The organism is Salinivibrio costicola subsp. alcaliphilus (assembly GCF_001996185.1).
In the GTDB taxonomy this organism is placed as follows: domain Bacteria; phylum Pseudomonadota; class Gammaproteobacteria; order Enterobacterales; family Vibrionaceae; genus Salinivibrio; species Salinivibrio costicola.
This window is the reverse complement of the sequence record NZ_MUFR01000224.1, coordinates 1-235: the sequence shown is the minus strand read 5'-3', so window position 1 is coordinate 235 and position 235 is coordinate 1. Positions and strand designations below refer to the sequence as shown.

The 235-nt window shown below is 62.1% G+C and carries 1 protein-coding gene; it reads right to left on the bottom strand.

Annotation, left to right across the window (positions count from 1 at the left end; all coding sequences use genetic code 11):
• The coding region (locus BZJ21_RS15965; RefSeq protein WP_158075561.1) for an IS66 family transposase at positions 1-235 on the bottom strand (235 nt) is incomplete at both ends.

The window sequence follows — 235 nt, the reverse complement described above, 5'->3', positions numbered from 1 at the left end:
CTCAGCCGTTTTAATCATCCAGCTTGCCAGGGTGGTGCGCTGGAGCTCGACGCCGACCCGGGCCAGCTCTTTTTCGATGCGGTATAACGGTAGGCCGTCGGCATACTTGCTCACCGCAACGGTGGCCAGGGTCCCGGCAGTGGCGATACTGCCGGGCAGCGGCTGGCGGGGCATGGCAGCGGTGATAATGTTGCTACCTTCGCCGTGGTTTTCGCAGTGGCGGCAAGCGTATTTT